A 20,553-nucleotide genomic window follows, 5' to 3' on the forward strand; every position below is an offset into this window, starting at 1 on the left:
GGGTCTGGCGCGGGGGATGGACCTGGTTCGGCGCACCCTGGAGGAGGCGCGCGCCGCGGCGCGAGCACAGGGAAAGGACGCGGGCCGTGGGCGTTCGATGCCACCGCCGGCGCGCCGGGTGGCGGGTCAGCGGCGCAGCTGGTCGGGCCCCGGGCCCGATGTGCGCGACCCCCAGCCGCTGGGCAGGCTGGCGCGGGACCTGGCGAAGAAGCGTGGGTGGTCGGCGCAGGTCGCCGAAGGCACGGTGCTGGGCAACTGGACCTCGGTGGTGGGTGCGCAGATCGCCGATCACGCGACACCGACGGCGTTGAGCGACGGTGTGCTCAGTGTGGCGGCCGAATCGACGGCGTGGGCCACCCAGCTGCGGATGATCCAGGCACAACTGCTGGCCAAGATCGCCGCGGCGGTCGGCAACGGGGTGGTGACGTCGCTGAAAATCACCGGTCCGACCGCTCCGTCGTGGCGCAAGGGGCCCCGGCACATTCCCGGGAGGGGTCCGCGCGACACCTACGGCTAGGCCGCCGACCGGCCGGGACCATCCCCAGAGCCGCCTCTCTCAACAGGGCGCTCAAAGCCGCTAGGACGAAACGAACGGTGTGGACGCACGTCGGGACGCGGCGGGAATACAGAAATCGTCCGCACGGCGCGGTTAGCTGGGTAGAAACGCGCCCAGAGAATCGGTACGGACGGCCCATCACGGTAGACTGGCGCAATGCGACTGATGCGGTGACGAGGTACCGCCCGCATGAAACCCCAAGGAGAGCATTCCGACCGTGGCTGCCCAGAAGAAGAAGGCGCAAGACGAATACGGCGCTTCAGCGATCACCGTGCTGGAAGGGCTGGAAGCGGTCCGCAAACGCCCCGGTATGTACATCGGGTCCACCGGTGAGCGCGGTCTGCACCACCTCATCTGGGAGGTGGTCGACAACTCGGTGGACGAGGCGATGGCCGGCTACGCCACCCGGGTCGACGTTCGACTCCTCGACGACGGCAGTGTGGAGGTCGCCGACGACGGGCGCGGCATCCCGGTGGCGATGCACGCCACCGGCGCCCCCACCGTCGACGTGGTGATGACCCAGCTGCACGCTGGCGGCAAGTTCGGCGGCGAGAACAGCGGCTACACCGTCAGCGGCGGCCTGCACGGGGTCGGCGTATCGGTGGTCAACGCGCTGTCCACTCGGCTGGAAGTCACCATCAAACGCGACGGGCATGAGTGGTTCCAGTACTACGACCGGGCCGTTCCCGGCACCCTCAAGCAGGGCGAGGCCACCAAGAAGACCGGGACCACCATCCGGTTCTGGGCCGACTCCGAGATCTTCGAGACCACCCAGTACGACTTCGAGACCGTGGCGCGCCGTCTGCAGGAGATGGCGTTCCTGAACAAGGGCCTCACCATCAACCTCACCGACGAACGGGTGGAGCAGGACGAGGTCGTCGACGAGGTGGTCAGCGACACGGCCGAGGCGCCCAAGTCCGCCGAGGAGAAGGCGGCCGAATCGACTGCGCCGCACAAGGTCAAGCACCGCACGTTCCACTACCCGGGTGGTCTGGTGGACTTCGTGAAGCACATCAACCGGACCAAGAGCCCGATCCAGCAGAGCGTCATCGACTTCGACGGGAAGGGACCCGGCCACGAGGTCGAGATCGCCATGCAGTGGAACGGCGGCTACTCGGAGTCGGTGCACACCTTCGCCAACACCATCAACACGCACGAGGGCGGAACCCACGAAGAGGGTTTCCGCAGCGCGCTGACCTCGGTGGTGAACAAGTACGCCAAAGACAAGAAGCTGCTGAAGGACAAGGACCCCAACCTCACCGGTGACGACATCCGGGAAGGCTTGGCGGCCGTCATCTCGGTCAAGGTCGCCGAGCCGCAGTTCGAGGGCCAGACCAAGACCAAGCTGGGCAACACCGAGGTCAAGTCGTTCGTGCAGAGGGTCTGCAATGAGCAACTCACGCACTGGTTCGAGGCCAACCCGTCCGAGGCGAAAACCGTTGTGAACAAAGCGGTGTCGTCGGCGCAGGCGCGGATCGCGGCCCGTAAGGCGCGGGAACTGGTACGCCGCAAGAGCGCCACCGACCTGGGCGGGCTGCCCGGCAAGCTGGCCGACTGCCGCTCGACCGATCCGCGCAAGTCGGAACTGTATGTGGTGGAGGGCGATTCGGCCGGCGGCTCGGCGAAGAGCGGTCGCGACTCGATGTTCCAGGCGATTCTGCCGTTGCGCGGCAAGATCATCAACGTCGAGAAGGCCCGCATCGACCGGGTGCTGAAGAACACCGAAGTCCAGGCGATCATCACCGCGCTGGGCACCGGGATTCACGACGAGTTCGACATCACCAAGCTGCGCTACCACAAGATCGTGCTGATGGCCGACGCCGATGTGGACGGCCAGCACATCTCGACGCTGCTGCTGACCCTGTTGTTCCGGTTCATGCGGCCACTGATCGAGAACGGGCACGTGTTCCTGGCGCAGCCGCCGCTGTACAAGTTGAAGTGGCAGCGCACCGATCCCGAGTTCGCCTACTCCGACCGTGAGCGGGACGGCCTGCTGGAGGCGGGGCTGAAGGCCGGCAAGAAGATCAACAAAGAGGACGGCATCCAGCGTTACAAGGGTCTCGGTGAGATGGACGCCAAAGAGTTGTGGGAGACCACGATGGACCCGTCGGTGCGGGTGCTGCGCCAAGTCACGCTCGACGACGCCGCGGCGGCCGACGAGTTGTTCTCCATCTTGATGGGCGAAGACGTCGACGCGCGCCGTAGCTTTATCACCCGCAACGCCAAGGACGTTCGCTTCCTGGATGTCTGACGCTGTCAGGCACGCCAACCCACAAAGGGGACTAGATGACTGACACCACGCTGCCACCGGGCGACGAGGCCGGCGACCGCATCGAACCGGTTGACATTCAGCAGGAGATGCAGCGCAGCTACATCGACTATGCGATGAGCGTGATCGTCGGGCGCGCGCTGCCCGAGGTCCGCGACGGCCTCAAGCCGGTGCACCGCCGCGTGCTGTATGCGATGTACGACTCGGGATTTCGCCCGGATCGCAGCCACGCCAAGTCGGCGCGATCGGTCGCCGAGACCATGGGCAACTACCACCCCCACGGTGACGCGTCGATCTACGACACCTTGGTGCGCATGGCCCAGCCGTGGTCGTTGCGGTACCCCCTGGTCGACGGCCAGGGCAACTTCGGCTCGCCGGGCAACGACCCGCCAGCCGCCATGCGCTACACCGAAGCCCGGCTGACCCCGCTGGCCATGGAGATGCTGCGTGAAATCGACGAGGAGACAGTCGATTTCATCCCGAACTACGACGGCCGGGTGCAGGAACCGACGGTGTTGCCCAGCCGGTTCCCGAACCTGCTGGCCAACGGTTCCGGTGGCATCGCGGTCGGCATGGCGACCAACATCCCGCCGCACAACCTGCGCGAGCTGGCCGAGGCCGTGTTCTGGTGCCTGGAGAACCACGAGGCCGACGAGGAGGCCACCCTGGCGGCGGTCTGCGAACGCGTGAAGGGCCCCGACTTCCCCACCGCCGGACTCATCGTCGGAACCACCGGCATCGCCGACGCCTACAAGACCGGCCGCGGGTCGATCCGGATGCGCGGCGTCGTGGAGGTCGAAGAGGCCAGGGGCAGAACGTCTTTGGTGATCACCGAGTTGCCGTACCAGGTCAACCACGACAACTTCATCACGTCGATCGCCGAGCAGGTGCGCGACGGCCGGCTCGCCGGCATCTCCAACGTCGAGGACCAGGGCAGCGACCGTGTCGGCGTGCGCATCGTCGTCGAAATCAAACGCGACGCGGTGGCCAAGGTGGTGCTCAACAACCTCTACAAGCACACCCAGCTGCAGACCAGCTTCGGCGCCAACATGTTGGCCATCGTCGACGGCGTGCCGCGCACGTTGCGGCTCGACCAGATGATCCGCCACTACGTCGCGCACCAACTCGACGTCATCGTCCGGCGCACCACCTACCGGCTGCGCAAGGCGAATGAACGCGCCCACATTCTGCGCGGTCTGGTCAAGGCGCTCGACGCCCTCGATGAGGTCATCGCGTTGATCCGAGCCTCGGAAACCGTCGACATCGCCCGGGCCGGGCTGATCGAGCTGCTCGACATCGACGAGATCCAGGCCCAGGCGATTCTGGACATGCAGTTGCGTCGCCTTGCGGCCCTGGAGCGCCAGCGCATCATCGACGACCTGGCCAAGATCGAGGCCGAAATCGCCGACCTGGAAGACATTTTGGCCAAGCCGGAGCGTCAGCGCGGCATCGTGCGCGACGAGCTCGCCGAGATCGTCGAGAAGCACGGCGACGACCGTCGCACCCGGATCGTGGCGGCCGACGGCGAGGTCAGCGACGAAGATCTGATCGCCCGCGAGGACGTCGTCGTCACCATCACCGAGACCGGCTACGCCAAGCGGACCAAGACCGATCTGTACCGCAGCCAGAAACGCGGCGGCAAGGGTGTGCAGGGCGCCGGCCTCAAGCAGGACGACATCGTCAAGCACTTCTTCGTCAGCTCCACCCACGACTGGATCCTGTTCTTCACCACGCAGGGCCGGGTGTATCGCGCCAAGGCGTACGAACTACCCGAGGCGTCCCGGACGGCGCGTGGTCAGCACGTCGCCAACCTGCTGGCCTTCCAGCCCGAGGAGCGCATCGCGCAGGTCATCCAGATCCGCGGCTACGAGGACGCCCCGTATCTGGTGCTGGCGACCCGCAACGGGCTGGTGAAGAAGACCAAGCTGACCGACTTCGACTCCAACCGCTCGGGCGGGATCGTGGCGATCAACCTGCGGGACAACGACGAACTGGTCGGCGCGGTGCTGTGCTCGTCGGACGACGACCTGCTGCTGGTGTCGGCCAACGGGCAATCCATCCGGTTCTCGGCGACCGATGAGGCGCTGCGGCCGATGGGACGGGCCACCTCGGGCGTGCAGGGCATGCGGTTCAACACCGACGATTACCTGTTGTCGCTCAACGTGGTTCGCGAGGGCACCTACCTGTTGGTGGCGACGTCGGGCGGGTACGCCAAGCGCACCGCGATCGAGGAGTATCCGGTGCAGGGCCGCGGCGGCAAGGGCGTGCTGACCGTGATGTACGACCGTCGGCGCGGCAGGCTGGTGGGCGCGCTGATCGTCGACGACGACAGCGAGCTCTACGCCATCACCTCCGGAGGCGGCGTGATTCGCACCGCCGCGCGCCAGGTGCGCAAGGCGGGACGGCAGACCAAGGGCGTGCGCCTGATGAACCTGGGCGAGGACAACACGCTGCTGGCCATCGCGCGCAACGCCGAGGAAAACGCGGACGAGGTCGTCGAGGAAGCGGGAGGCGCCGCGGAGTCCGACGACTGATCGGTGACAATCCGGGCGGCCCGCGGAAGAGTCGGGCAATTAGACTCGGCCCGACCAGACAAAATGCGACTGCCATCGCCCGTGAGGGCGTGGCAGGAGATGTAAGGAGTCGGGGTGAGCTCACCGAACGAGCCGGGCGCCCCCAAAAAGGGCGACGGCCTCAATGGGGATGGTTCGGCCGAGCGCGCCGGCATACACCGCGCGACACCGCCCGCACAGGCCGGCCGCGCACCGGATGCCGGGGACTCACCGCCGCGGCAGCAGCGTGGCGGGGCCAGGCCGCCGCAAGCACCCCAGCGCCAGCCCGAGCCTCCGACCGGTGTCGAGGCCCGGCTCAACCGGTTCGTCTCCGGCACCGCGGCCCCGGGCAGCGGTGCTCCCCCGCAGGGCAAGAACCCGCCGCACGACACCGACGCTCCGCCGGGGCGCGGTGACGGGCCGCCCGCGGAGGCCTACGCCAGTGAGTTGCCGGACCTGTCCGGGCCGATGCCGCGGGGTCCGCAGCGGAAGACGCCCGCCGACCGTCCCGCCGAGCCGTCGAGCCCCGGCCGTTCCTCGACGCCGGAAGGCCGGGAGGGACGCGACAGCCGCACCCAGGTCTCCCGCCGACCGCGCGGGCCGGTGCGGGCGAGCATGCAGATCCGGCGGGTCGATCCCTGGAGCACGCTGAAGGTGTCGTTGTTGCTCTCGGTCGCGCTGTTCTTCGTCTGGATGATCGCCGTCGCGTTCCTGTACCTCGTGCTCGGGGGCATGGGCGTGTGGTCGAAGCTGAACAGCAACGTCGGCGATCTGTTGAACAACACCAGCGGCAGCAGCGGCGAGCTCGTGTCCAGCGGCACCATCTTCGGTGGCGCCGTGCTGATCGGTTTGGTCAACATCGTGCTGTTGACCGCGATGGCCACCATCGGCGCCCTCGTCTACAACGTGACCACCGACTTGATCGGCGGGATCGAAGTGACGTTGGCCGACCGCGACTAGCATTTTTGGGGGTGGGGCGGCCAGTGCGGTAATCTCGTCGCTCGGCCGTACGCGTGTACGGGCCTATAGCTCAGGCGGTTAGAGCGCTTCGCTGATAACGAAGAGGTCGGAGGTTCGAGTCCTCCTAGGCCCACAACCATGTGCCCGTCACGACGTTGCGTAAGACTCGCCCTGCCAATCACACTGATCGCTGTGATGGCGGCGGCGGCGCGCTACCGACGCGGGGTCGAGGTCTGGCACGTGGCGGTGGACGACGCATCCGGTCAGCCACCCGATCACGTCGAGGGGCCTTAGCTCAGTTGGTAGAGCACCGCCTTTGCAAGGCGGGTGTCAGGGGTTCGATTCCCCTAGGCTCCACAAATCAGGGGCGCGGCTGCACGTCGACGCTGGGGGGCCGAGACTGGGGTTCCTGCGGCTTCTCCCGCACCTGGCGCCGCACAATGCTGAAGGCGACCGCGCCACCGGCGAGAACCACGATGGCGGCCCCCGCGAAGATCAACGGCCGCCTCGTCCTGCGCTGTGCACGCCGCGCGTCCTGCAGCGCCTGAGGCAGCCCCGCCACCACCTCCTGGGCGGCGGCCAACTCCTGGGCCAGGGTTTCCTGCGCCGCCGCGAGTTCCCTGGCCAGGCGACCCTCTTGGTATTTACGACGAACCTGCGAAGCGGTCGCCTGCGCCGACTGGACACCCAGGCCGACGACTCCGCGGGTCACGTCGACCGGTCCCAGGGTCGAGTAGGTCAGCCCGCGGGCCAGTCGCTCCCGCGGGGTCAGCCGGGATTCCGCCTTCGCGCTCATGTGCCGCCTTTCTGTGCGTGCTGAACAGACTGCCAGCATATGGACACCGGCGGAACCGTTGTGTGCGCGCCGCGATTCGGGTGGCGGCTCGGCTTGAGCGACACCGGGTGCGGGCAGGCCCGCGCGTAATGGCAGACTCTCATGCCGTGACCAATAGCCCCTTTCAGACCGCTACCGCCACACTCCACACCAACCGCGGCGACATCAAGGTCGCCCTCTTCGGAAACCACGCGCCCAAGACCGTCGCCAACTTCGTCGGCCTGGCGCAGGGCACCAAGGAGTACTCGACCCAGAACGCATCGGGCGGGTCGTCCGGTCCGTTCTACGATGGCGCGGTCTTTCACCGGGTGATTCAGGGCTTCATGATCCAGGGCGGCGACCCGACCGGAACGGGCCGCGGCGGACCGGGCTACAAGTTCGCCGACGAGTTCCACCCCGAACTGCAATTCGACAAGCCGTACCTGCTGGCGATGGCGAATGCGGGCCCGGGCACCAACGGCTCCCAGTTCTTCATCACGGTGGGTAAGACGCCGCACCTGAACCGCCGCCACACGATCTTCGGTGAAGTGACGGATCCGGAGTCACAGCAGGTTGTGGACGCGATCTCTGCGACGCCCACCGACGCCAACGACCGCCCCGCCGAGCCGGTCGTCATCGAGTCGATCACGATCTCGTAGGCGTACGCCGGTCCGGTCAGCGCGGGTGAGGGCCCGCGTAGCCGGCCGCCGTCAGTGCATCGAGCACCTCGAGCGGATCTGCCCCGAGGTCCCATCGAGAGAACAGCACCAGCCCGTCGTCGGCGTCTTCGACCTCGAGGAGTCGGACTTTGCGTCCGTAGCGGCGGAACTCGGTGATCCGGATGATCTTGATGTCGGAGCGGCGTAATACCTGCGTCCGGAACCATCCGCGGAGCACCAACCCGTCGGGGGTCATTGCCAGCTTCGGCCGCGCGCGCCACGTCGCGCCCGCAAACAAGATCAGACCCGCCGCGGCAATCCCCGCCAAAATCCGCCCCGGCACATCTGTGACTACGGTCACACTGGCGATAGCCATTAGAACGCCGGCGGCCCCGCAACCAGCGATTCCCGCAGCCGACGGCTCCCATTGGGTTTGCTGCACGCGCTCCTCAGCCCCTCCCACCACGGGCAATGGAGTTATCCACAGACGCTATCAACAGTGGGGATAAATCACACGCGTGTGATTGGGTGCTCGGTACGTTGCTGACGCAGTAACGAAGCAACTCAAAAATGAATTCATTCCGGCGCGGTCCGTCTTCAGTGCCAGCGCATCGTCAGCAACAACCCGGTGATCATGAAAGCGAACGCGATCGCGTAGTTCCACGGCCCCAGTTGCGCCATCCAGTTCAGGGCGGTCGGCGCCTGGCTGCCGACGGCCGCTAGCTGGAACACCATCAGCCAGACCAGGCCGATCAGCATGAGCCCGACGAACAGGGCCACAAACCACACACTCGACGGCCCGACCTTCACCTTGACCGGCGTGCGACTGACCGAGCTGACGGTGAAGTCGTTCTTCTTGCGGACCTTGGACTTGGGCATGATTACCTCAACAACACGGTGAGCGGGACGGGATGCAACGATGAAGACCGCAGCTGCGCGCACAGCTTGGCTACGAGACTAACCCACCTGGCGCGGTGACCAGGAAATTGGAGACCCGATGAGCGACGGAAGCCGCTCTCCGTGGCGCTTCGGCGTCCCGGTGGTGTGCCTGCTGGCCGGGCTGCTGCTGGCCGCCACCCACGGGGTGTCCGGCGGCGCCGAGATCCGCCGCAGTGACGCCCCCCGGCTGGTGGACCTGGTCCGGGGGGCCCAGTCATCGGTGAACCACCTCAACGCCGAGCGCGACGGGCTGTCGGCCGAGATCGATGCCGCGCACGGACGGTCCTCGGATCGCGCGCTGGCGGCCATGCTGCGACGCTCGGCCGAGCTGGCCGCCGAGGCGGGGATGAACCCGGTGCACGGGCCCGGCCTGGTGGTCACCCTGGAGGACGCACCACGGGACGCCAATGGGCGGTTCCCGCGAGATGCGTCCCCCGACGATCTGGTGGTGCACCAGCAAGACATCGAGGCCGTCCTCAATGCGATGTGGAGCGCCGGCGCCGAGGCGATCCAGATGCAGGACCAGCGCATCATCGCCACTTCGGTGCCGCGCTGCGTCGGCAACACGCTGCTGCTCAACGGCCGCACCTACAGCCCGCCCTACACGATCACCGCGATCGGCAACGAGGCTGCCATGCAAGCAGCCCTGGCCGCCGCGCCCCTGGTCGTGCTGTACCGCCAGTACGTGGTCCGGTTCGGTCTCGGCTACCGCGAAGAGGTCAAGTCCGACGTGCACGTTGTCGGCCACACCGAGCCGGACCGGCTGCATTTCGCGCAACCCATGGGAACCATCGGCTACTGACTTCCCGCGGACGGTAACCTGGCACGGTGCGGATCCTGGTCGTCGACAACTACGACAGCTTCGTGTTCAACCTGGTGCAGTATCTGGGCCAGCTGGGCGTCGGGGCCGAGGTGTGGCGCAACGACGATCCCAGGCTCGCCGACGAGTCGGCCGTCGCCAGGGAGTTCGACGGTGTGCTGCTCAGCCCCGGGCCGGGCACGCCGGAACGCGCGGGCGCTTCCATCGCCCTGGTGGGGGCATGCGCCACCGAGCGCACCCCGCTGCTCGGGGTCTGCCTCGGGCACCAGGCCATCGGTGTCGCCTTCGGGGCGACCGTAGACCGCGCGCCCGAGCTGCTGCACGGCAAGACCAGCAGCGTGTTCCACACCAATACCGGTGTGCTGCAAGGGCTTCCGGATCCTTTCACGGCCACCCGGTACCACTCGCTGACCATACTGCCCGAGTCACTGCCCGCAGTGCTCGAAGTGACCGCCCGCACGCGCGGCGGCGTAATCATGGGCGTGCGGCACCGCGAGTTGCCGATTCACGGTGTCCAGTTCCACCCGGAGTCGATCCTGACCGAGGGCGGGCACCGAATGCTGGCGAACTGGCTGGCCTACTGCGGGTGGGCCCGCAACGACACGTTGGTCCGCCGGCTCGAGAACGAGGTCCGGGCCGCGGTGCAGCCCTACTTCCCGGCCGACCCCGCTACTGGCCGAACTTCAGCGTGATGATCCCGTCCCGGTTGCAGCCGGCGCCGGCCGGCGGGTTCTGATAGACCACCCGGTGCGACTGGGAGCCACCCGCGTCCACGTCGGGGCCCTTGTCCAGCACCCCGGTCCAGCCCAGCGCCCTTAACCGCGGCTCGGCGTCCGTCCAGAACATTCCGCTCAGGTCGGGCATCACGAACTGGTTGCCCTTGGACACCTGCAACTCGATCACCGAATCCACCGGAACCATCTGGCCCTTGGGCGGATTGGTGCCGATGACCTCGCCGGCCGGCCGCGGGCTGTCCACCTGCGCCTGGGTGATCTTGGTGAAGCCGTAGACCGTGAGGTTCTTCTGCGCGACGTCGACGGTCTGGCCCGCGACGTCGGGCACCTGTTTGGTCTCCGGGCCGGAGCCGACGATGACGGTGATCACGTTGGTGATCGCCGACGTCTGGTTGGCCGGCGGATTGGTGCCGATCACCTTGCCGAGCAGCTCGGGGCTCGACGGCGAATTCGCCTGCTTGAACTTGCTGAACCCCGCCGCTTTGAGCTTGCTGACCGCGTCGGAGTAGCTCAGCGAGGAGACATCGGGCACCTCGCGCTGTTCGGGACCCGTCGACACGTTGATGGTGATCTCGTCGCCCGCGCTCACCGACGCGTTGGCGCCCGGATCGGTGCTGATGACGTGGTCGGGCGGGATCGTCGAGTCGGGCTTCTGCAGGGTGCGCGTCTTGAAGCCACGATTCTGCAGGGCCGCAATGGCATCGGCGGACACCTGGCCCCGCATGTCGGGCACCTGGACGTCGCGGGTGGTGCCGCCGAAGGTGTTGAAGGCGATAACGACGACGATCGTCAGCACCGCCAGTGCCGCGACCGCGACGATCCAGCGACCGACCGACCCGCCGTTGCCGTCCTCGATGCGGCGGAGGGGCTGCCGCGGCAGCGGATCGGTGCGGGGGCCGGGGTGATTTCCGCCGCTGGCGAGCAGCGATGTGCGGTCCGCGTCGGTGAGCACCTTGGGCGCCTCGGGGGTTTCGCCGTTGTGCACCCGCACCAGATCGGCACGCATCTCGGCGGCCGTCTGATAACGGTTGTCCGGGTTCTTGGCCAGCGCCTTGAGCACGACGGCGTCCAGGTCGGCGGAGATGCCCTCGTGCCGCTGCGACGGTGGAATCGGGTCCTCGCGCACGTGCTGGTATGCGACCGCGACCGGGGAATCGCCGGTGAAAGGCGGCTCGCCCGTGAGGATTTCGTAGAGGACACAACCCAGCGAATAGACGTCGGACCGGGCGTCGACGGTGTCGCCCCGCGCCTGCTCGGGCGACAGGTACTGGGCCGTCCCGATCACAGCCGCGGTCTGCGTGACGCTGTTGCCGCTGTCGGCGATCGCGCGGGCGATGCCGAAGTCCATCACCTTGACCGCATTGGTGTTGCTGATCATGATGTTCGCCGGCTTGACGTCGCGGTGGATGATGCCGTTCTGGTGACTGAAATTCAGCGCCTGGCAGGCGTCGGCGATGATCTCGATGGCCCGCCGCGGCGGCAGCGGACCGTCGGTGTGCACGATGTCGCGCAGCGTGACGCCGTCGACGTACTCCATGACGATGTAGGGCAGCGGACCCGTCGGCGTCTCGGCCTCGCCCGTGTCGTACACCGCCACGATCGAGGGGTGATTGAGCGCGGCCGCGTTTTGCGCCTCGCGGCGGAACCGCAGATAGAAGCTGGGGTCGCGGGCCAGGTCGGCGCGCAGCACTTTCACCGCGACATCGCGGTGGAGCCGGACGTCGCGGGCCAGGTGAACCTCGGACATACCCCCGAATCCGAGGATTTCGCCCAGTTCATAGCGGTCAGACAGGTGCTGAGGGGTGGTCATCGTGGTATCTCGTGTCGGGCCGGTGAGACGCTGGGCGTCAGTCGTTCACCCCACCCGTGCTCGGCCGGCCCTCGTTGGAGTCCAGAATTACCTATCGCCGCGCGATCCGTCCAATTAAGCCGCAGTGCGGGGCCGGGCGCGGAACCGCTCGGCGTCTTGCTGGCCGGGGGCGGCGGCGGACCCCCGGTGTCGGTGACCGTCGGGGGTGGCGATTGCTGCTGGGTGTCGGCGCGGGAATTGATGACGATGAGCACCGCGATGATGATCGCCAGCGCTCCCAGCACGCCGGCGGCCCACAGCAGCGCGCGCTGACCCGACGAGAAGCTGCGCCGTGCCGGGGGCGGGCGGTGACCGCCGGTGGCCGGCCGGGATCGGCGCGGGGCGACAGCCGCCCGTGTGCTGGTGACGGCGGCCGCCCTGGTCGTCGGGCTGGACGGGATCGCCGCCGGCGACGCCCGTCCGGGGGGCGGCGACTGGCTGGGCCGCGGCGGGCGGCGGCCGGCCCGTACCGCAGCCACGGCGTCGGCGAAGGGGCCGCCGCTGCGGTAGCGCATCGCGGGGTTCTTGACCAGCGTGATCTCGATGAGCTCCCGCACGTTGGGCGGCAGCTCGGCGGGCAGCGGGGGCGGCGGCTCCTTGATGTGCTTCATGGCCACCGTAAGGGCGCCGTCGCCGGTGAAGGGCCGCTTGCCCGAGACCACCTCGTAGCCGACGACACCCAGCGAGTACACGTCGCTGGCGGGCGTCGCGTCGTGGCCGAGGGCCTGTTCGGGCGCGATGTATTGGGCGGTGCCCATGACCATCCCGGTCTGCGTGACCGGCGCGGCGTCGACGGCCTTTGCGATACCGAAGTCGGTGATCTTGACCTGGCCCGTCGGGGTGATCAGGATGTTGCCCGGTTTGACGTCGCGGTGCACCAAGCCCGCGGCATGCGCGACCTGCAGGGCCCGGCCGGTCTGCTCGAGCATGTCGAGCGCGTGCCGCAACGACAGCCGGCCCGTGCGCTTGAGCACCGAGTTCAGCGGCTCGCCGTTGACCAGCTCCATCACCAGGTAGGCGGTCCGGCCCTCCCCGTCCAGCTGGCTCTCGCCGTAGTCGTGGACCTGGGCGATGCCGGGGTGGTTCAGCATGGCGGTGGTGCGCGCCTCGGCGCGGAACCGCTCGATGAATTCCGGGTCCTGGGAGAACTCCTGCTTGAGCACCTTGACCGCGACGCGCCGACCCAACCGGCTGTCCACGGCCTCCCAGACTTGGCCCATGCCACCGGTGGCGATCAGGCGCTGCAGGCGGTATCTGCCAGACAGCGTCACACCGACTCGCGGGCTCATGGTCCTCCCTGTAGCGCGGCTTGGATCACAGCCCGTCCGATCGGCGCGGCAAGTGCACCTCCCGTCGCGGACAGGCGGTCGCCGCCATTCTCCACCAACACTGCCACGGCGACTTTGGGCGTCTGCGCGGGCGCGAAGGCGATGTACCACGCGTGCGGCGGCGTATTTCGCGGATCGGTGCCGTGCTCTGCGGTACCGGTCTTGGATGCGATCTGCACGCCGGGAATGGCCCCTTTCTGCTGCGCGACCTTCTCGGCGCCGACCATCAGCTCTGTTAGCTTAGCGGCGACCTGGGGAGACACCGCGCGGCGCTGCTGATAGGGAATGGTGGTGCTGATGCTGGCCAGGTCGGGGCCCTTGAGGCTGTCGATCAGGTAGGGCTGCATCGTGATGCCGTCGTTCGCGATGGTCGCGGCGATCTGAGCGTTCTCCAGCGGTGTCAGCGCGACGTCCTTCTGGCCGATGCTGGACATGCCCAGCGCGGCGGCGTCCGGGATGATCCCCACCGTCGACTCCGCGACCTGCAGCGGGATGACGCTGGGGGTGCTGTCCAGGCCGAACGAGTGCGCCATACTGCGCAGCGCATCGGACCCGGTGTGGATGCCGAGCTGGACGAACGCGGTGTTGCACGACAGGGCGAACGCCTGCTTGAGCGACACCGTGAGCTGGTTGCCGCACGGCTGCCCGCCGTAGTTCTCCAGCGTTGCGGTGCTGTCCGGAAGCTGAATCGACGGCGCCGCGGTCAGCTGCTCGGCATCGGTCGCGCCGGCCTCCAGGGCCGCTGCGGTCGTGATGACCTTGAACGTGGACCCGGGCGGGTAGGTCTCCGAGATGGCGCGGTTGGTCATGGGGTTGGCGGGATCGTCGCGCAGCCGCTGCCACGCCTGCGCCTGGACCTGTGGATCGTGCGACGCGAGCAGGTTGGGGTCATAGGACGGCGATGACACCATGGCCAAGATCTTGCCGGTGGACGGCTCGAGGGCGACGACGGCGCCCTTGCACGGCGGCCCGCCGCAGCCCTGCTGCATCGCGTCCCAGCCGGCCTGCTGGACGCGCGGTCGGATGGTGGTGTCGACGTTGCCGCCGCGGGGGTCGCGACCGGTGAAGAAATCGGCGAGTCGACGCCCGAACAGCCGCTCGTCGGACCCGTTCAGCAGCGGGTCCTCGGCACGCTCCAGACCGGTGCTGGAGTAGCGCAGCGAGTAGAAGCCGGTGATCGGCGCGTAGACCGCGGGGTTGGGGTAGACCCGCAGGAAACGGAAGCGGCTGTCGGTGGCCACCGAGTAGGCCAGGAGTTGGCCGCCCGCCACGATCTGGCCGCGCTGGCGCGAATACTCGTCGAGCAGGACGCGCTGATTGCGCGGGTCCGCGCGCAACGAGTCGGCCGCGAACACCTGCGTCATGGTGGCGTTGATCAGCAGCAGCACGATCAAGGCCATGACCGTGAGCGAGATGCGGCGCAGAGAGGTGTTCATACCTTCTCGATTACCTCGGTCTTGGCCGCCGCGAGCGGGGCGTCCTTGCGCTCCCGGCCGCGCAAGGGGTGCCGCGCGCTGTTGGAGATGCGAGCGATGATCGCCAGCAGTATGTAGTTGGCGAGCAGCGACGATCCGCCGTAGGACATCCACGGTGTGGTCAGCCCGGTCAACGGGATGAGTTGCGTGACACCGCCGACGACGATGAACAACTGGATGGCCAGGGTGGAGGCCAGACCCGCGGCCAGCAGCTTGCCGAAGCTGTCCCGCGTAGCGATCGCGGTGCGCATGCCCCGGATGATGACGATGGTGTAGAGCATCAAGATGCTGGCGAGCCCGACGAGACCGAGTTCTTCACCGAAGGCGGCGATGATGAAGTCGGTCGACGCGGCTGGCACGGTATCGGGCTGGCCGTTGCCGAGCCCGGTGCCGAAGATGCCGCCCGTGGCGAAACTGAACAGCGACTGCACGATCTGGTAGCCGCTGCCGTCGGGGTCGGAGAACGGGTCCCACCACATCTGCACGCGGACCCGCACGTGCGCGAAGATGAAATACGCGATGACGCTGCCCACCGCGAACAGCAGCAGGCCGATCACAACCCAGCTGAATCGTTGTGTCGCAAGGTAAACCACGACCAAGAACGACGCGTAGAGCAGCAGCGAGGTGCCGAGGTCCTTCTCGAAGGCCATCACGCCCACCGAGATCACCCACGCGGCCAGCAGCGGCGCGAGATCGCGCGGGCGCGGCAAGGTCAGGCCCATGAAATGCTTTCCGACGCTGTTGAATAGGCCCCGCTTGGCGATCAAGACGGCGGAGAAGAAGATCAGCAGCAGGATCTTGGAGAACTCGGCGGGCTGAAATGAGAAGCCGGGGAACCGAATCCAGATCTTCGCGCCGTTCTGTTCGGACAGCGACGCCGGCAGCAGGGCGGGAATCACCAGCAGCACCAGGCCGGTGATCCCGCATATGTAGCCATACCGCGCGAGCTGTCGATGGTCTTTGAGAAACGTGACCACGAGCGCGAACGTGACCACCCCGACCACCGTCCACATCATCTGCTGGGTGGCGCTGGGGTGATTGCGGCCGCTCATCTGGTTGTCGACCAGGTCGAGCCGATGGATCATCACCAGCCCAAGCCCGTTGAGCAGCGCCACAATTGGCAACAGCAGCGGGTCGGTATAGGGGGCGAAGCGCCTGATGGCCAGGTGCGCCGAACCGAATACGAGCAGGAACACCAGTCCGTAGGTGACGACATTCCAGCGCACTTCGCGGTCCTGGTTGGCCTCGACGATCAGCAGCGCGGCGACGGTGATGGCTGCGGCGAAGCACAGCAGCAGCAGCTCGGCGTTGCGGCGGGTGGGCAGCGGAGGCGTGACCGCGACGGGCGGCTGCAGTTGTGTGGTCATGCCACCGTCCGGCAGTCAATGCCCGGTTGAAGTGGAGGCGCTGGAAGCGCGGTGACCGTCTGGGAAGTGGTCGTGGGGCCCACCGGCGAAGAGGTCGCGGGGCCGCCTGCGGCGCTCGTGGTGGCTGGGGCGCTGGGGCTGGAGGAAGCGGTGGTCGGCGGAGTGGTTGATGCTGGCGATGCCGCGACACTTGACTCGGGGGTGCCGCTCCCGGGGGCCGGGGACCCCGGCGGCGACGTGGCGCGGGGCGACGGACAGGTCGGCAGCAGGTATTCGGCCAGCAATTGCCGGAGCTGTGATTCGGCCTGGTCCAGGCTGCCGCCGGGCAGCCCGGTCTGCACCTGGACCTGCCCGGGACGGCGCAAGTCCCGCACCGTCATCAGCTGGCAGTTCGAGTGACCGGATTGGCCATAACTGATCAGCGAGAGCTCGTTGCGCGCGCTCAGGCAGCCGACCAGGTAGGGCTCCTGCAGGGGCACCCCCAACAACGACCCCTGAATTCCGCGGACGATCGAGACCTTGCCGTCGTATTCGGTGACGTAATAGTTGCGCTCGATCACCCACCACGCGATGGCCAGGCCCGAGAGAACGAACAACACCGCCAACGTCACGACGAAGAACATTCGCCGCCGCGGCCAGCGGGGCCGATTCGGGGTTTCCGGTTGTGGCGCAACGCGTTTGGCGGCTTCCTCGCGGGGCCTGATCGCCGAGGCGCGGCCCGCGGAGGTGTTGGGCAACGTCATCTGGTCGTCGTCACCGGACACCGCGCCGGCGAGGATCGGTTGGGTCTGGCCGTAGTCGTAGTCGACGACGTCGGCGACCACCACGGTCACGTTGTCCGGGCCGCCGCCGCGCAGCGCCAATTCGATGAGGCGGTAGGCGGCCTCGGCCACGTCCGGAATCTGCAGCGCTTCGAGGATCGTCTCGTCGCTGACGGGGTCGCTGAGCCCGTCAGAGCAGAGCAGGTAGCGGTCGCCGGCGCGCGCCTCGCGCATGGTCAGCGTCGGTTCCACCTCGTGACCGGTCAGCGCGCGCATGATCAGCGACCGCTGCGGATGGCTGTGTGCCTCTTCGCGGGTGATACGGCCCTCGTCGACCAGGGTCTGGACGAAGGTGTCGTCCTTGGTGATCTGCGTCAGCTCACCGTCACGCAGCAGATAGCCGCGCGAGTCGCCGATGTGCACCAAGCCGATCCGGTCGCCCGCGAACAGGATCGCGGTGAGCGTGGTGCCCATCCCTTCGAGCTCGGGCTCCGCCTCCACCTGCGCCGCGATGGCCGCATTGCCCGCGCGCACGGCGGCGTCGAGCTTGGCCAGCAGGTCGCCGCCGGGATCGTCGTCGTCGAGGTGGGCCAGTGCGGCGATCACCAGCTGGGACGCGACCTCGCCCGCGGCGTGGCCGCCCATGCCGTCGGCAAGGGCGAGCAGCCGCGCACCGGCGTATACGGAATCTTCGTTGTTGGCACGTACCAGGCCGCGATCGCTGCGCGCGGCGTAACGCAGGACCAGGGTCACGGGCGCAGCTCGATCGCCGTCTTGCCGATCCGAATCGGCGTCCCTATGGGAACTCGTACCGCAGTCGTCACCTTTGCCCTGTCAAGGTAAGTGCCGTTGGTCGATCCTAGATCCTCGACATACCATTCCGAACCGCGCTGGGACAGCCGGGCGTGCCGCGTCGAGGCGTAGTCGTCGGTGAGCACCAGGGTCGAGTCGTCGGCCCGCCCGATCAACACCGGCTGCCCGCTGAGTGTGATGCGCGCCCCGGCCAACGCCCCCTCGGTCACCACCAGATAGCGCGCGGCGTGCCGGCGTTGCCGCGACGGCAGCAGGGTGCTGCGCAACGCCAAACCCCGGCGCACCATGACGGCACCGGTCGGGGCATAGATATCGGTCCGCAAGATCCGCAACACGGACCAGATGAATACCCACAACAACATCAAAAATCCGGCGCGCGTCAGCTGCAGTACGAGTCCCTGCATCTGGCGTCCTTTCCGTCCTGGCGTCATCCCCCTGGCGCCCGTGACCCCGAGCACATCGGCAACGTCACGATACTTGGACGGTGGTCGAGGCGGGGAGAAGCAGGGCAGCGTTGAGCCAGCGGGTCAGTGGATCCGGACGATGATCTCCGAGTGGCCCAGGCGGATCACGTCACCATCGGCCAACTGCCACTCCTGTACGGGCGCGTTGTTCACGGTGGTGCCGTTGGTCGAGTTGAGGTCCGAAAGGAGCGCCACCTGCCCGTCCCACCGGATCTCGAGGTGACGCCGTGACACGCCGGTGTCGGGCAACCGGAATTGGGCGTCTTGTCCGCGCCCCACGATGTTGGAGCCCTCCCGCAGCTGATAGGTGCGGCCGCTGCCGTCGTCGAGCTGCAGGGTGACCGTCGTCCCGGCCGCCCCGTAGCCGCCGTAAGCGCCGTAGCCGCCGGCCTGCTGGCCGTAGTCGGCGGCCTGGCCATAGTCCGCCTGCTGGCCGTACTCGTAGTCGCGCTGCGGAGCCTCGGCGTACCCGCCGCCCTGGCCGGGGTATCCCCCGCCCGGGACGTTCTCGGCGTACTGCGTGTAGTCGCCGGCGTAGTCCTGCCGGCCGTAGCCGCCGCCCTGCGGGTAGCCCTGCTCGTAGCCGCCAGGCTGCTCATAACCGCCGCCCTGCTCGTACCCGCCGGCGCCCTGCTCGGGGTAGGCCGGCCGCTGCTCGGGCGGCGCGTAGCCACCCTCCTCCGGGCGCGCCGGTCCGCGGCCGTATTCGCCGTACCCGCCGTAGCCCTGCTGGCCACCGCCGGGCTGACCGCCGGCGGGTGGCCCGTACCCGCCGCCCTGGCGGTAGCCCTGGTCGTAGCCTTGGCCCCCGTACCCGCCGGGGGCGGGAGGGCGCTGCTCGTATTGCGGCGCGTAACCGCTTTGGCCCTGCTCGGGGTATCCCCCGCCTTGGCCCTGATAGCCGCGCTGCTCGGGGTATCCCCCCGGGCCTTGGTACCCGCGCTGGTCGGGGTAGCCGCCCGGGGCTTGATAGCCGCCCTGTTCCGGGTAGCCGCCTTGGCCCTGCTCGGGGTAGCCGCCTTGGCCCTGCTCGGGGTAGCCGCCCTGGCCCTGCTCGGGCTGCCGCGGTGGGGGGTAGCCCTGCTGCGGCGGGTAGCCGCTCTGCTCGGGCGGCGGATACCCACCGCGCGGGTCAGGTCCCCCCTGCGGTTCTGCGCTACCCTCTTGCGGACGCCCGTAGCGGTCGTCGTAATACTCGTCGCTGGGCCGCCCCGGCCCCTGAGCCCCGCGGTAGCTCGAATCGTCAGTCATTGGTGCTACTCCTCGTTCTGCGCCGAACGCATTACTTGATTGTGGCCGGACGGGCTCATTGCCTGTCGGGCGGGGCTGCACATCGGGGTTGACAGCACCACGGGCGCGGTACTGGCCGGTACGCAGGTTCGACGACTGCTCGAACCGGACGACCACATCACCATACGTTTGCCACTCCTGTTCACGGATGTAGTCGGCCAAGTACCTAGCGAAAGCGCCCGACGTGAGATCGGGGTCGGCGCCCACCTTCTCGAAGTCGTGCCTTCCGAGGGTAATGATGTATTCGTTGGGGGCCAAAAACCGATTTCCGTGCAGTCGCTGGACGCCGTCGCGGGCCTCGCGGCGCAGCAGGGCCTCCACCTCCTGCGGAACGATCGATCCGCCGAAGACTCGGGCGAACGCATTGTCGACGGTCGCCTCGAGCTTGCGCTCGATGCGCGCCGCGAGCCCCCGTTGGCTACTCATGCCCCGGCGTTCGTCCGCACCTGCCGACGCGTGTCGCCACCGGGCGGCAAACGATGCGCGGGATGACGTCTCACTCCAGCATGGTATCGGGAGCGCATGGCGTCGCGGCACCGTCGAAACTCTGAGAACTGCGTCCGCCCTGATCAGAGGCGTTGCCCCGCAGCGCCGCCCGGCTTCCGGGCCCGACCAGGCAGTTGGGGAATGCGGCTATTAGAGTGGTATGGTCCATCGGTTGTTTTTGCGGGCGAGTGGCGGAATGGCAGACGCGCTGGCTTCAGGTGCCAGTGTCCTTCGGGACGTGGGGGTTCAAGTCCCCCTTCGCCCACATTTGAATATTGGCGTCGCCAGGGCGCCGTTCGTCGGCCTGCTGTGTCAGGCCATCTTGATCTGACGGCGGCGCGGCGACACACATCCATGTGAATTGACGCCCGCGTTCGCGCCGCTAGCGTCATTGCCAGCTCAGGAGGGGTGGCAATG

The 20,553-nt window shown here is 67.9% G+C and carries 17 protein-coding genes and 3 tRNA genes; 10 read left to right on the forward strand and 10 right to left on the reverse strand.

Annotation, left to right across the window (positions count from 1 at the left end):
• Window positions 1–16 precede the first annotated feature (16 nt).
• From U8D42_RS21745 to U8D42_RS21770, 6 genes are all read left to right on the forward strand, one after another.
• Window positions 17–517: a DUF721 family protein gene (locus U8D42_RS21745; protein ID WP_244275245.1), complete on the forward strand. Its 501-nt coding sequence runs from the start codon at window positions 17–19 to the stop codon at window positions 515–517.
• Between the two features lie 256 nt (window positions 518–773).
• Window positions 774–2,807 carry a DNA topoisomerase (ATP-hydrolyzing) subunit B gene (gyrB, locus tag U8D42_RS21750; protein ID WP_322858253.1) on the forward strand — a complete coding sequence of 678 codons (2,034 nt, stop codon included), beginning with the start codon at window positions 774–776 and terminating at the stop codon, window positions 2,805–2,807.
• Between the two features lie 35 nt (window positions 2,808–2,842).
• Window positions 2,843–5,359, forward strand: coding sequence for a DNA gyrase subunit A (gyrA, locus tag U8D42_RS21755; protein ID WP_322858252.1), 2,517 nt, complete (start codon window positions 2,843–2,845; stop codon window positions 5,357–5,359).
• A gap of 114 nt (window positions 5,360–5,473) precedes the next feature.
• A complete protein-coding gene (locus U8D42_RS21760) occupies window positions 5,474–6,337 on the forward strand; it encodes a DUF3566 domain-containing protein (protein ID WP_085239299.1) in 864 nt (287 codons plus the stop codon).
• Window positions 6,338–6,396: 59 nt separating this feature from the next.
• Window positions 6,397–6,470, forward strand: a tRNA-Ile gene (locus U8D42_RS21765).
• Between the two features lie 151 nt (window positions 6,471–6,621).
• Window positions 6,622–6,694 (forward strand) — tRNA-Ala (locus U8D42_RS21770).
• Window positions 6,695–6,698: 4 nt separating this feature from the next.
• Here the strand turns inward: U8D42_RS21770 and cwsA are convergent.
• Complete coding sequence (gene cwsA, locus U8D42_RS21775) at window positions 6,699–7,133, reverse strand: cell wall synthesis protein CwsA (RefSeq protein WP_322858251.1); 435 nt, start codon at window positions 7,131–7,133, stop codon at window positions 6,699–6,701.
• 128 nt (window positions 7,134–7,261) lie between these two features.
• Between cwsA and U8D42_RS21780 the strand changes: the two genes are divergently transcribed.
• Window positions 7,262–7,810, forward strand: coding sequence for a peptidylprolyl isomerase (locus U8D42_RS21780; RefSeq protein ID WP_090419490.1), 549 nt, complete (start codon window positions 7,262–7,264; stop codon window positions 7,808–7,810).
• Window positions 7,811–7,826: 16 nt separating this feature from the next.
• Here U8D42_RS21780 and U8D42_RS21785 read toward each other — a convergent pair whose 3' ends face one another.
• Both U8D42_RS21785 and crgA read right to left on the reverse strand, forming a co-directional pair.
• Window positions 7,827–8,252, reverse strand: a complete 426-nt coding sequence (locus U8D42_RS21785) for a PH domain-containing protein (protein WP_085239505.1) — start codon at window positions 8,250–8,252, stop codon at window positions 7,827–7,829.
• 155 nt (window positions 8,253–8,407) lie between these two features.
• Window positions 8,408–8,689 carry a cell division protein CrgA gene (crgA, locus tag U8D42_RS21790; RefSeq protein ID WP_055404552.1) on the reverse strand — a complete coding sequence of 94 codons (282 nt, stop codon included), beginning with the start codon at window positions 8,687–8,689 and terminating at the stop codon, window positions 8,408–8,410.
• Between the two features lie 118 nt (window positions 8,690–8,807).
• Between crgA and U8D42_RS21795 the strand changes: the two genes are divergently transcribed.
• Together U8D42_RS21795 and U8D42_RS21800 are read left to right on the forward strand one after the other, a co-directional pair.
• Entirely contained in the window at window positions 8,808–9,551 is a 744-nt protein-coding gene (locus tag U8D42_RS21795; RefSeq protein WP_322858250.1) for a DUF881 domain-containing protein, read from the forward strand.
• A gap of 26 nt (window positions 9,552–9,577) precedes the next feature.
• Window positions 9,578–10,261, forward strand: a complete 684-nt coding sequence (locus tag U8D42_RS21800) for an aminodeoxychorismate/anthranilate synthase component II (RefSeq protein ID WP_085239295.1) — start codon at window positions 9,578–9,580, stop codon at window positions 10,259–10,261.
• On the opposite strand, the gene pknB is transcribed toward U8D42_RS21800, so the two are convergent.
• From pknB to U8D42_RS21835, 7 genes are all read right to left on the reverse strand, one after another.
• Window positions 10,239–12,113, reverse strand: a complete 1,875-nt coding sequence (gene pknB, locus U8D42_RS21805) for a Stk1 family PASTA domain-containing Ser/Thr kinase (RefSeq protein WP_322858249.1) — start codon at window positions 12,111–12,113, stop codon at window positions 10,239–10,241. The genes U8D42_RS21800 and pknB overlap by 23 nt on opposite strands.
• Window positions 12,110–13,441: a serine/threonine-protein kinase gene (locus U8D42_RS21810; RefSeq protein ID WP_322858248.1), complete on the reverse strand. Its 1,332-nt coding sequence runs from the start codon at window positions 13,439–13,441 to the stop codon at window positions 12,110–12,112. Before U8D42_RS21810 ends, pknB begins: the two co-directional genes overlap by 4 nt.
• Window positions 13,438–14,916: a D,D-transpeptidase PbpA gene (gene pbpA / locus U8D42_RS21815; protein ID WP_322858247.1), complete on the reverse strand. Its 1,479-nt coding sequence runs from the start codon at window positions 14,914–14,916 to the stop codon at window positions 13,438–13,440. The genes U8D42_RS21810 and pbpA overlap by 4 nt, the downstream gene beginning before the upstream one ends.
• The gene (locus U8D42_RS21820) at window positions 14,913–16,322 is read right to left on the reverse strand and encodes an FtsW/RodA/SpoVE family cell cycle protein (protein ID WP_090419473.1); all 1,410 of its coding nucleotides are present in this window, start codon (window positions 16,320–16,322) and stop codon (window positions 14,913–14,915) included. The genes pbpA and U8D42_RS21820 overlap by 4 nt, the downstream gene beginning before the upstream one ends.
• A complete protein-coding gene (locus U8D42_RS21825; RefSeq protein ID WP_090419470.1) occupies window positions 16,319–17,836 on the reverse strand; it encodes a protein phosphatase 2C domain-containing protein in 1,518 nt (505 codons plus the stop codon). The genes U8D42_RS21820 and U8D42_RS21825 overlap by 4 nt, the downstream gene beginning before the upstream one ends.
• Entirely contained in the window at window positions 17,833–18,300 is a 468-nt protein-coding gene (locus tag U8D42_RS21830; protein ID WP_046183038.1) for an FHA domain-containing protein FhaB/FipA, read from the reverse strand. The genes U8D42_RS21825 and U8D42_RS21830 overlap by 4 nt, the downstream gene beginning before the upstream one ends.
• Before the next feature lie 123 nt (window positions 18,301–18,423).
• Window positions 18,424–20,076: a DUF3662 and FHA domain-containing protein gene (locus U8D42_RS21835; protein WP_322858246.1), complete on the reverse strand. Its 1,653-nt coding sequence runs from the start codon at window positions 20,074–20,076 to the stop codon at window positions 18,424–18,426.
• Between the two features lie 242 nt (window positions 20,077–20,318).
• On the opposite strand from U8D42_RS21835, the gene U8D42_RS21840 reads away from it, so the two are divergent.
• Window positions 20,319–20,401, forward strand: a tRNA-Leu gene (locus U8D42_RS21840).
• Window positions 20,402–20,553: the final 152 nt, after the last annotated feature.

Origin of the sequence: Mycobacterium europaeum, assembly GCF_034555895.2 — a bacterium.
GTDB lineage: Bacteria > Actinomycetota > Actinomycetes > Mycobacteriales > Mycobacteriaceae > Mycobacterium > Mycobacterium europaeum.

Coding starts and splice junctions, on each gene's coding strand:
- U8D42_RS21745 (WP_244275245.1), top strand. CDS start 17: ATGGACCTGGTTCGGCGCACCCTGGAGGAGGCGCGCGCCGCGGCGCGA.
- gyrA (WP_322858252.1), top strand. CDS start 2,843: ATGACTGACACCACGCTGCCACCGGGCGACGAGGCCGGCGACCGCATC.
- cwsA (WP_322858251.1), bottom strand. CDS start 7,133: ATGAGCGCGAAGGCGGAATCCCGGCTGACCCCGCGGGAGCGACTGGCC.
- U8D42_RS21780 (WP_090419490.1), top strand. CDS start 7,262: ATGGCAGACTCTCATGCCGTGACCAATAGCCCCTTTCAGACCGCTACC.
- crgA (WP_055404552.1), bottom strand. CDS start 8,689: ATGCCCAAGTCCAAGGTCCGCAAGAAGAACGACTTCACCGTCAGCTCG.
- U8D42_RS21795 (WP_322858250.1), top strand. CDS start 8,808: ATGAGCGACGGAAGCCGCTCTCCGTGGCGCTTCGGCGTCCCGGTGGTG.
- pknB (WP_322858249.1), bottom strand. CDS start 12,113: ATGACCACCCCTCAGCACCTGTCTGACCGCTATGAACTGGGCGAAATC.
- U8D42_RS21810 (WP_322858248.1), bottom strand. CDS start 13,441: ATGAGCCCGCGAGTCGGTGTGACGCTGTCTGGCAGATACCGCCTGCAG.
- pbpA (WP_322858247.1), bottom strand. CDS start 14,916: ATGAACACCTCTCTGCGCCGCATCTCGCTCACGGTCATGGCCTTGATC.
- U8D42_RS21820 (WP_090419473.1), bottom strand. CDS start 16,322: ATGACCACACAACTGCAGCCGCCCGTCGCGGTCACGCCTCCGCTGCCC.
- U8D42_RS21830 (WP_046183038.1), bottom strand. CDS start 18,300: ATGCAGGGACTCGTACTGCAGCTGACGCGCGCCGGATTTTTGATGTTG.
- U8D42_RS21835 (WP_322858246.1), bottom strand. CDS start 20,076: ATGAGTAGCCAACGGGGGCTCGCGGCGCGCATCGAGCGCAAGCTCGAG.